General features: G+C 60.3%; 1 pseudogene. It reads right to left on the bottom strand.

Annotated elements, in window-relative coordinates:
• A pseudogene (locus MWC30_RS22075) lies at positions 1 to 290 on the bottom strand (hypothetical protein); the annotation flags it as partial.
• Between the last annotated feature and the right edge of the window lie 108 nt (positions 291 to 398).

Here is a 398-nt window from a genome sequence, read left to right as displayed (position 1 = left end):
ATGGGGTTCGAGGTGGCCTCGTTGATGGCCTTTTTGATGGTCGCGATCGTCACCCTGCCAGGCGCATGGCGCTTGTCGGTCTCCTGGCCCGGTTTGCGGCCCTTCTTGCTTGGCGTCGACGGCTCGTCTGGCGCTTCTGCCTCGGCCAGTTCAACTGCTCTCCTGCATATGTCGAGTGCTCGCCGGGCGTCGCCGCTGACGGCGGCGACTTTGCGGCTCGCGAACTGCACGGCATCTGAATCGACGATGTCGCCGGGTATGCCCTCTAATCTAGACTGGATGATCTTCATCAGCTGCTCGTGGTTGTAGCCGGGGAAGGTGATTCTCGTAAGTCCTGGGCCGAGTCGTCAGTAATCTGCGCACAAGGGATAGAGGGCCCGTATCACATACCTAAACGA

Origin of the sequence: Desulforhabdus sp. TSK (assembly GCF_022836495.1) — a bacterium.
GTDB lineage: Bacteria > Desulfobacterota > Syntrophobacteria > Syntrophobacterales > Syntrophobacteraceae > Desulforhabdus.
Note: the sequence above shows the minus strand (reverse complement) of the source record. Positions and strands in the feature narration are given on the sequence as shown.